The organism is Streptomyces sp. NPDC041200, assembly GCF_055591805.1.
In genome coordinates this window covers 51,306-60,261 of record NZ_JBVIZF010000037.1, presented here as the reverse complement: position 1 = coordinate 60,261, position 8,956 = coordinate 51,306, and the positions used below count along the sequence as shown (strand labels likewise).

At 73.0% G+C, this 8,956-nt stretch carries 7 protein-coding genes and 1 riboswitch; of the genes, 2 read left to right on the top strand and 5 right to left on the bottom strand.

Annotated elements, in window-relative coordinates; translation table 11 throughout:
• The 3 genes from ACZ6CL_RS37535 to cobG all read right to left on the bottom strand — a co-directional run.
• The coding region (locus tag ACZ6CL_RS37535; protein ID WP_468944663.1) for an SAM-dependent methyltransferase at nt 1-427 on the bottom strand (427 nt) is incomplete at its 3' end.
• Complete coding sequence (locus ACZ6CL_RS37530) at nt 424-1,065, bottom strand: precorrin-8X methylmutase (RefSeq protein ID WP_468944661.1); 642 nt, start codon at nt 1,063-1,065, stop codon at nt 424-426. The genes ACZ6CL_RS37530 and ACZ6CL_RS37535, both read right to left, overlap by 4 nt.
• An 8-nt stretch (nt 1,066-1,073) precedes the next feature.
• The gene (gene cobG / locus ACZ6CL_RS37525) at nt 1,074-2,432 is read right to left on the bottom strand and encodes a precorrin-3B synthase (protein ID WP_468944659.1); all 1,359 of its coding nucleotides are present in this window, start codon (nt 2,430-2,432) and stop codon (nt 1,074-1,076) included.
• Nucleotides 2,433-2,712: 280 nt separating this feature from the next.
• Nucleotides 2,713-2,785: riboswitch (cobalamin riboswitch) on the top strand.
• A gap of 52 nt (nt 2,786-2,837) precedes the next feature.
• On the opposite strand from cobG, the gene cobN reads away from it, so the two are divergent.
• A complete protein-coding gene (cobN, locus tag ACZ6CL_RS37520) occupies nt 2,838-6,467 on the top strand; it encodes a cobaltochelatase subunit CobN (protein ID WP_468944657.1) in 3,630 nt (1,209 codons plus the stop codon).
• 69 nt (nt 6,468-6,536) lie between these two features.
• On the opposite strand, the gene ACZ6CL_RS37515 is transcribed toward cobN, so the two are convergent.
• Nucleotides 6,537-6,779, bottom strand: coding sequence for a hypothetical protein (locus ACZ6CL_RS37515; protein WP_385441263.1), 243 nt, complete (start codon nt 6,777-6,779; stop codon nt 6,537-6,539).
• A 306-nt stretch (nt 6,780-7,085) separates the two neighbouring features.
• On the opposite strand from ACZ6CL_RS37515, the gene ACZ6CL_RS37510 reads away from it, so the two are divergent.
• The gene (locus ACZ6CL_RS37510) at nt 7,086-8,114 is read left to right on the top strand and encodes a cation diffusion facilitator family transporter (RefSeq protein WP_468944654.1); all 1,029 of its coding nucleotides are present in this window, start codon (nt 7,086-7,088) and stop codon (nt 8,112-8,114) included.
• A 93-nt stretch (nt 8,115-8,207) separates the two neighbouring features.
• On the opposite strand, the gene gntA is transcribed toward ACZ6CL_RS37510, so the two are convergent.
• Entirely contained in the window at nt 8,208-8,951 is a 744-nt protein-coding gene (gene gntA / locus ACZ6CL_RS37505) for a guanitoxin biosynthesis heme-dependent pre-guanitoxin N-hydroxylase GntA (RefSeq protein ID WP_468944651.1), read from the bottom strand.
• Between the last annotated feature and the right edge of the window lie 5 nt (nt 8,952-8,956).

The window sequence follows — 8,956 nt, the reverse complement described above, 5'->3', positions numbered from 1 at the left end:
GGATCACCTCTGTCGGGTAGCGGTCGGCGAGCCGCTTGTGCATGTGCATGTACGAGCCGTAGAAGAGCGGGTCGCCCTCGGCGAGCACCGCGACCGTGCGCCCCGCGTCCAGGTGCGCGGCGAGCCGCGCCGCCGCCTCCGTGTAGAACTCCTCCATCGCGCCCCGGTAGCCGCCCGGGTGGTCGGTGCCCTCCGTGGTGACCGGGTAGACCAGCCGCTCCTCGATGTGGTCGGGCCGCAGATGCCGCTCGGCGATGGAGCGGGCGATGCTGCGCCCGTGCCGGGCGCTGTGGTACGCCACGACATCGGCCCCGGCGATGACCTCCACCGCCCGTACCGTCATCAGGGAAGGGTCACCGGGCCCGAGGCCCACGCCGTACAGCCGGCCCTTCGCCTCGGGCGTCGCCTCTCGCTGCTGCTCGCTCACTCTTCCTCGCTCGCTATCGCGTTGATCGCGGCCGCGGCGATGGCGCTGCCGCCGCGTCGGCCGCGCACCACCAGGTGGTGGGGCGCCGCCGGGTGTCCGGCCAGCGCCTCCTTGGACTCGGCGGCGCCGATGAACCCGACCGGTACGCCGATGACGGCGGCCGGGCGCGGCGCGCCTTCTTCGAGCATTTCCAGGAGCCGGAACAGCGCGGTGGGCGCGTTGCCGACCGCCACGACCGAACCCTCCAGCCGGTCCCGCCACAGCTCCAGCGCGGCGGCGCTGCGCGTCGTCCCCATGCGCCGCGCCAACTCCGGTACGGCGGGGTCGGAGAGCGTGCACACCACGTCGTTGTCGGCGGGCAGCCGTTTGCGGGTGACGCCGCTGGCGACCATCTGGGCGTCGCAGAACACGGGCGCACCGGCGCGCAGCGCCTCCCGGGCGCGGGCGACGACCTCGGGGGTGTACGCGAGGTCCTTGACCAGGTCGACCATGCCGCACGCGTGGATCATCCGCACCACGACCTGGCTGACGTCGGCGGGCAGGCCGCCCAGGTCCGCCTCGGCGCGGATGGTGGCAAAGGAGGCGCGGTAGATGGCCGCCCCGTCCTTCTCGTAGTCGAACACTGTGTCCTCGATCATGTCGTTGATCATGCTGTTCCGCGGGCCGCCGCCACGGCGTCGGCCAATTGCTCTGCTGCCACGTCTGTCACGCCGTCGTCTGTCACGCCGTCCGGCTCGCGCGTGTCGCGTACGGTGAGCCGGTAGTCCGTAGCGGACGTGGCCAGCGCGTCCACCCAGTGGCCGCCGGGGTGGCCGCAGCGCCGCTCGCAGCCGGAGAAGTACACCGGCGGCGCGCCGGGGGAACGGGGAGCGTCCGCCACCGCGCGTGCCGCGTGGGCGCGCACATCGGCCAGGGACTTGGCGCAGCCCGGCCGTCCCGTGCACGCGCCGACCCCGGCCCACGGGGAATCCGGCTCGGTCACCAGCCCCGCGGCGGTCAGCTCACGCGCCGCCTCCGCCGCGCCGTCCGCGGTGAACCCCGGGAGCACCACGCCGCGCCAGGGTGTCACACGCAGCTCGCCCGACCCGCCCCGGGAGGCGAGCGTGGCGAGCAGCCGCCACTGTGCGGCGCGGACCCGGCCCAGGGGCACCAGGACGGATACGGCGTGGCGCCCGTCCGGCCCGGACACGACCCCCGGCGCGGGCGGTGTGCCGGGCGCGCCGCCCGGCCCCTCATGTCCCATTCGTACGGCTTCGACGCCCTCGTCCGCGAGTCGTGCCGCCAAGCCGTCGGCCGTCACGGCGTGTTGCGCGGGCAGGTCGCGCACCCGCCACGCCCGTGTGCCGCTCGCCCGGGCCCTGGTCAGGAACTCAACGGCGGCCAGCGCGGCGGCACGGGGCACATCCCGCGCCCGTACCTCCCACGCGACCCCGTCAGCCTCGGAGCCCACCCGCAGTACGGCCCGGCCATCCCGCGTTGCGATCAATGTCACATCCGCGCCCAGCGCGGCCACATCGCCCCGGCCGTCGTCCATCGCGAACAGGAAACGGCCCGACAAGCCGGACAGTTCTTCCCGCGCGCCGGAGCACAGCGCGGCGTCCAACTCCCGCGCCCACGCCGTGACATCGCCGCATCCGGTGCCGTCGAGCCCGCTCAGCGGGGACGCCACGATGTTGCGCACCCGGTCGTACCGCTCGGAAGGGAGCAGCCCGGCGTCCCGCAGCCCGGCCGCCAGCTCGCCACCGCAGGCCGCCCCCAGGCCGCGGAGCTGGAGGTTGCCGCGCGAGGTGAGGTCCAGCCTGCCGTCCCCCAGCTCCTCGCTCACCCGTGCCAGCTCCCGTGCCTGACGCTCCGTCAGCAGGCCGCCCGGGATGCGGATGCGCGCCAGGGAGCCGTCGTCCGCCGGGTGCAGCCGCAGCGCGCCGGGGCAGGCGTCATCGCGTTCGCGCGCCCGCCGCGAGGGCGCTTCATCCGCAGGTGGGACGGTTGTCGGGGGGAGGGACATGGCGGCGAGCATACCGACGATCGGTCGGCCCTCACCGTCCCGTGCCAGGTCAGCAACGCCTACTATGCTCTGCGGCGGGCCGTCTGGCCCGCTGGACGCTTAAGACGGCGTCTAGGGGGTGTCTTGCCGATCAGGCCGGATCAGCGAGCGGCGTCTGGTGCGGTGCCTCGCAACCCGCGTGAGGAGAGCGCAGCGGCGCTGCGTGCGACGAGCGCGGGGCCGCGAGGTGCCGTGCCAGACGCCGTGAGCCCGGCATGGTCGGCGAGACATCCCCTGGGGGGAGGAAACCGGTGCGAATCCGGTGCGGTCCCGCCACTGTGAGCACGGCTGCCCGCCGTGCGAGCCAGGAACTCCCGCCGTCTTCCAACCCGCCCGGGGCGCGGACCCCGAGGAAGGCGCTGAGCCATGATCCTTCTGCTGTCGACGTCCGACACCGACCTGCTCAGTGCCCGCGCGGCCACGGGCCCGGTGCCATACCGCCTCGCCAACCCGGCGCGGCTCGCGCTCGACGAGCTGCCCGGCCTCCTCGACGGTGCCGAACTCGTCGTCGTACGGCTGCTCGGTGGCGTCCGGGCCTGGGAGGAAGGCCTCGAAACCCTGCTCGCGGGCGATCTCCCCGTCGTCGTGCTCACCGGTGAACAGGCGCCTGACGCCCAGCTCATGGAGGCGTCCACGGTCCCCGTGGGCATCGCCGCCGAGGCGCACGCCTACCTCGCCCACGGCGGCCCCGCCAACCTGGAGCAGCTGGCCCGGTTCCTCTCCGACACCGTGCTGCTCACCGGCCACGGCTTCGAGCCGCCCGCCCCCGCCCCCACCTGGGGTCCGCTGGAGCGCACCGCGCGCGAGGACGTCACCGGCCCGACCATCGCCGTGCTCTACTACCGGGCCCACCACATGAGCGGAAACACCGCCTTCGTGGAAGCGCTGTGCCGGGCCGTGGAGGACGCCGGGGCGCGCCCGCTGCCGCTGTACGTCGCCTCCCTCCGGGCGCCCGAGCCCGAGCTGATCGAGGCCCTCGGCGCGGCCGACGCCGTCGTCACCACCGTGCTCGCCGCGGGCGGTACCCGCCCCGCCGAGGCATCGGCGGGCGGGGACGACGAGGCGTGGGACGCGGGCGCGCTCGCCGGGCTCGACGTCCCCGTGCTCCAGGCGCTGTGCCTGACCTCGTCACGCGGCGCGTGGGAGGAGAACGACGAGGGCCTGTCCCCGCTGGACGCCGCGACCCAGGTCGCCGTCCCGGAGTTCGACGGGCGGCTGATCACCGTCCCGTTCTCCTTCAAGGAGGTCGACGAGGACGGCCTGCCGGTCTACGCCGCCGACCCCGAGCGCGCCGCGCGTGTCGCCGGAATCGCGGTACGACACGCCCGGCTCCGCCACATACCGGCGGCCGACAAGCGCCTCGCGCTCGTCCTGTCCGCCTACCCCACCAAGCACTCCCGGATCGGCAACGCGGTCGGCCTCGACACCCCCGCCAGCGCCGTCGCCCTGCTGCGCCGACTGCGCGCCGAAGGGTACGACCTCGGCCCGGAGGAGGGCCCCGGATCGCTTCCGGGCCTGGCCTCCGGCGTCGGCGACGAGCTGATCTACGCCCTCATCGAGGCGGGCGGCCACGACCAGGACTGGCTCACCGAGGAGCAGCTGGCCAAGAACCCCGTCCGCGTCCCCGCCGCCGACTACCGCCGCTGGTACGCCACGCTGCCGCGGCAGCTGCGCGACGCGGTCGAGGAGCACTGGGGCCCGCCGCCCGGCGAGATGTTCGTGGACACGAGCCGCGACCCCGAGGGCGAGATCGTCCTCGCCGCGCTGCGCCACGGCAATCTCCTGGTCGTCATCCAGCCGCCGCGCGGCTTCGGCGAGAACCCCATCGCCATCTACCACGACCCCGATCTGCCGCCCTCGCACCACTACCTGGCCGCCTACCGCTGGATGGCGAGCCCCGAGGCCGACGGCGGCTTCGGCGCCGACGCCATGGTGCACCTGGGCAAGCACGGCAACCTGGAGTGGCTGCCGGGCAAGAACGCCGCCCTGTCCGCCGCCTGCGGCCCCGACGCCGCGCTCGGCGACCTGCCGCTGATCTACCCGTTCCTGGTCAACGACCCCGGCGAGGGCACCCAGGCCAAGCGCCGCGTCCACGCCACCCTGGTCGACCACCTCGTGCCGCCGATGGCCCGCGCCGACTCGTACGGCGACATCGCGCGCCTGGAACAGCTGCTGGACGAGTACGCCGCCATCTCCGCGATGGACCCGGCCAAGCTCCCCGCCATCCGCGCCCAGATCTGGACCCTCATCCAGGCCGCCCGGCTCGACCACGACCTCGGCTTGGAGGAGCGCCCCGACGACGAGGGCTTCGACGACTTCCTGCTGCACGTCGACGGCTGGCTGTGCGAGGTCAAGGACGCCCAGATCCGCGACGGTCTCCATGTCCTCGGCGGCGCGCCCACCGGCCCCGAACGCGTCAACCTCGTCCTGGCCATCCTCCGCGCCCGCCAGATCTGGGGCGGTACGTCGGCGCTCCCCGGGCTGCGCGAGGCGCTCGGCCTGGACGAGTCGGCCGCCACCCGCACCGGTGCGGACGAGGCCGAGGAGCGCGCCCGCGCCCTCGTCCAGGCGATGGAGGACGCGGACTGGGCCCCGGAGGCCGCTGAGCGGGCCGCCCTCGACCTGCCCGAGGAGCAGCGCCCCGCCGTCACCGCGATCCTGGAGTTCGCCGCCCGTGAGGTCGTACCGCGCCTCGCCGCCACGACCGACGAGATCGACCACGCCGTCCACGCCCTGAACGGCGGCTTCGTGCCCGCAGGGCCGTCCGGCTCGCCGCTGCGTGGCCTGGTCAACGTCCTGCCGACGGGTCGTAACTTCTACTCCGTCGACCCCAAGGCCGTGCCCAGCCGCCTGGCCTGGGAGACCGGCCAGGCGCTCGCCGACTCGCTGCTGGAGCGCTACCGCGCCGACAACGACGGCCAGTACCCGCGGTCGGTCGGCCTGTCGCTGTGGGGGACGAGCGCGATGCGCACCTCCGGCGACGACGTGGCCGAGGCGCTGGCGCTGATGGGCATCCGCCCGGTGTGGGACGACGCCTCGCGGCGCGTGACCGGGCTCGAACCCGTGCCCGCAGACCAGCTCGGCCGCCCGCGCGTCGACGTCACCCTGCGCATCAGCGGCTTCTTCCGCGACGCCTTCCCGCACGTGGTCGGGCTGCTGGACGACGCCGTACGGCTCGCCGCGTCCCTGGACGAGGCCGACGACATCAACTACGTCCGCGCCCACACCCGCGCCGACCTCGCCGAGCACGGCGACGAGCGCCGCGCCACCACCCGCATCTTCGGCTCCCGCCCGGGGACGTACGGCGCGGGGCTGCTCCAGCTCATCGACAGCCGAGACTGGCGCACCGACGCCGACCTCGCCGAGGTCTACACGGTGTGGGGCGGCTACGCGTACGGCCGCGGACTCGAGGGCCGCCCGGCGCGCGAGGAGATGGAGAGCGCGTACCGCAGGATCGCGGTCGCGGCGAAGAACACCGACACGCGCGAGCACGACATCGCCGACTCGGACGACTACTTCCAGTACCACGGCGGCATGGTCGCCACCGTGCGCTCCCTGAAGGGCACCGCCCCGGCCGCGTACATCGGCGACTCCACCCGCCCCGAGACGGTGCGCACCCGCACGCTGCACGAGGAGACCTCGCGGGTCTTCCGGGCCCGGGTGGTAAACCCGCGCTGGATCGAGGCGATGCGCCGCCACGGCTACAAGGGCGCGTTCGAGCTGGCCGCCACCGTCGACTACCTCTTCGGCTACGACGCCACCACGGGCGTGGTCGCCGACTGGATGTACGACAAGCTGGCCCAGACGTATCTGCTCGACCCGGAGAACCGCGCGTTCCTGGAGGACGCCAACCCCTGGGCGCTGCACGGCATGGCCGAGCGGCTGCTGGAGGCCGAGAGCCGCGGTCTGTGGGAGAAGCCGGACCCGGAGGTGCTGGAGCGGGTCCGGGACCTGTTCCTGGAGACCGAGGGCGGCCTGGAGGGCGGGGACGACTGATCCCCGGGGGCCCGCGCGGGCCCCACACGGGCTCCTCGCGGGGCACTCAGCGACCGGACGGGCGGCGGCTCAGCCAGAGGATGGCCGGGCCGCCGCCCGGATCCGGTCCGGCCAGGGCGGACAGTTGACCAGTTCGGTCCACTCGCGGTCGTACGCCCCGGGCACCGCCCGCCCCGCGGACGACCACCGCTCGACCAGCGCCGCGTAGATCGGTACGCAGCTCGACTGGTGAAGCGTCTGGTGAACCGTTCCGCCGCCTTCGGTGCTCCGGTCCAGCGCTCTGCTCGGCTGCGAGAGAGAACGGCGTCGCATCGTCGTCGTCATGTTCGGCCAACGCGCCGCGCCCCGCGGGGTCACCTCCTTCGCGCCGACCTCACCCGCACCGGCGTGGCCTCGTACACATCAGCGACCGGTGAGCGCCCACCCGGGTGACGCCCGCACGGGTGCTCGGTGCCCGGAGCCCGGTGTGCTGCGCATTTCCCCGTGCCTGGCAATGAAAAGCGTTGCCGCATTCATAAGCCAATGCCACCTGATAACCGTGTCCATTGCAGCCTTTGGAGAATTCTCCGAAGTGCTGTTCAATTGCGGCTGTCCATAAGGCGAGCCGAGGAGGAACCGGTGGGAGCCCATACGCACGGTCACGGGCACGGGCACGGCGAGGGGCACGGCGGGCACGCACATGGAGTGGCGGCGGACGCCGACCGGCGATGGCTGTCCATCGCTCTCGCGCTGATCACCGGATTTATGCTGGTAGAGGTCGTGCTCGGGGTCATCGCGAGTTCGGTGGCGCTGCTTTCCGACGCGGCGCACATGCTTACCGACGCCGCCTCGATCGTCCTCGCACTCATCGCGATCCGGCTTTCGGCCCGGCCGGCCCGCGGCGGCTATACCTATGGGCTCAAGCGCTCGGAAATCCTTTCCGCGCAGGCCAATGGGCTTTCTCTGCTACTGCTCGGCGCATACCTCGGCTATGAATCGGTGGAGCGGTTGATCGACCCGCCCGAGGTGACCGGTGGCCTGGTGCTGGCCGTCGCGCTCGCCGGGATCGTGGTGAACCTCGTGGCGGCGTGGTGCATGTCGAAGGCGAACCGTTCCTCGCTGAACGTCGAAGGCGCCTTCCAGCATGTGCTGAACGACCTCTACGCCTTCATCGCCACCGCGATCGCCGGATTGGTCGTGGTGACCACGGGCTTCGCCCGGGCCGACGCGATCGCCGGTCTCGTCGTGGTCGTCCTCATGATCAAGGCGGGTGTGGAGCTGCTGCGGGCCTCCGGGCGCGTCCTGCTGGAGGCGGCTCCCGCCGGGGTCGAGCCGGACGAGATCGGGAGCCTGCTGGCCTCCCACGCCGAGGTGGCCGAGGTGCACGATCTGCACGTCTGGCAGATCACCTCGGGCGAGGTCTCGCTGTCCGCCCATGTCCTGGTCGCGGAGGAGGGTGACTGCCACGCGGTGCGGGAGGGGCTGGAGGTGGTGCTGCGCGAGAAGTACGGCATCACCCACACCACGCTCCAGGTGGACCACCTCGACACTCTGCCACCCCGGCCCCGGGCGGACGGCGACGAGCACCGGCGCGCGGACGAACCGCTCGTCGAGCACTGCCTGACCGCCCATGGCCCGGTCCACCGGGCGTCGGCGCACGACCACTGATCAGGACGCTGCCGTGCGAGGGGCCCGGGTGCGGATGCCGCACCCGGGCCCCGTGGCGTCACCGCCGCCCGTCAGACCTCGGCCCGCGGAGCCTCAGCCCGCGTGGCCGGTCACGGACGCGGCCGCCGAGACGGTCAGCTCCCGCTCCGCCAGGCGCTCCCGCTCGGCCGCCCGGGCGGCGAAGGGGCACTGCCAGTCCGGGGGCTTGGGGCGGCCCGAGTACCGGCGGGCCTCGGACAGCTCCTCGTACTCGTACAGGTTGGGGTTGATGTCCCCCTGCAGCTGGATGTCCTGCTTGCGGATCTTCTCGGCGAGGCGGTCCCACATGCCGGCGCCCTTGATCTGGGCGAACTGCTCATGGGAGTTGAAGGCCAGCATCGGGAAGGGCGGCCTGCGGCCGAACCGGCGGTGGGTCTCATGCAGGCCGATCACGAAGAAGGGATGGCCGGCCACGCTGAACGCGAACTCCGATGACTGCGGATCGGAGGAATAACCCTCCGCCCAGTGATGGAAATCCGCGTCCTGTTCGTGCAGCAGTTGCAGCTGCTGCCAGAGAAGCTCTTCGAACCGCAGCTCATCGACCCCGCGCGGTTGCTCGAAGGTCGCGATGAAACTGGTGAACGTCCGGGCGCTCCAGTCCGCCGAACTCACGAACTCCGCCAGGTCGAGCGCCAGCAGCCGGGCGGAATCCTCGCCCCCCAGCAGGTCATAGTGGCGGTGAGTGATGCCTCCCCGGCGCCAGGCGGAACGTCCCGCCAGGCACGCGAACCGTTCCCCGAGGATGAACTCCTCGACGTCACCACGCGCATCCACCGTCATGGCCAGCCTTTCTTCCACCTACG

Bases quoted from the DNA above. Each gene is read 5' to 3' on its own strand.
- ACZ6CL_RS37530 (WP_468944661.1), bottom strand. From the start codon at position 1,065: ATGATCGAGGACACAGTGTTCGACTACGAGAAGGACGGGGCGGCCATC.
- cobG (WP_468944659.1), bottom strand. From the start codon at position 2,432: ATGTCCCTCCCCCCGACAACCGTCCCACCTGCGGATGAAGCGCCCTCG.
- cobN (WP_468944657.1), top strand. From the start codon at position 2,838: ATGATCCTTCTGCTGTCGACGTCCGACACCGACCTGCTCAGTGCCCGC.
- ACZ6CL_RS37515 (WP_385441263.1), bottom strand. From the start codon at position 6,779: ATGCGACGCCGTTCTCTCTCGCAGCCGAGCAGAGCGCTGGACCGGAGC.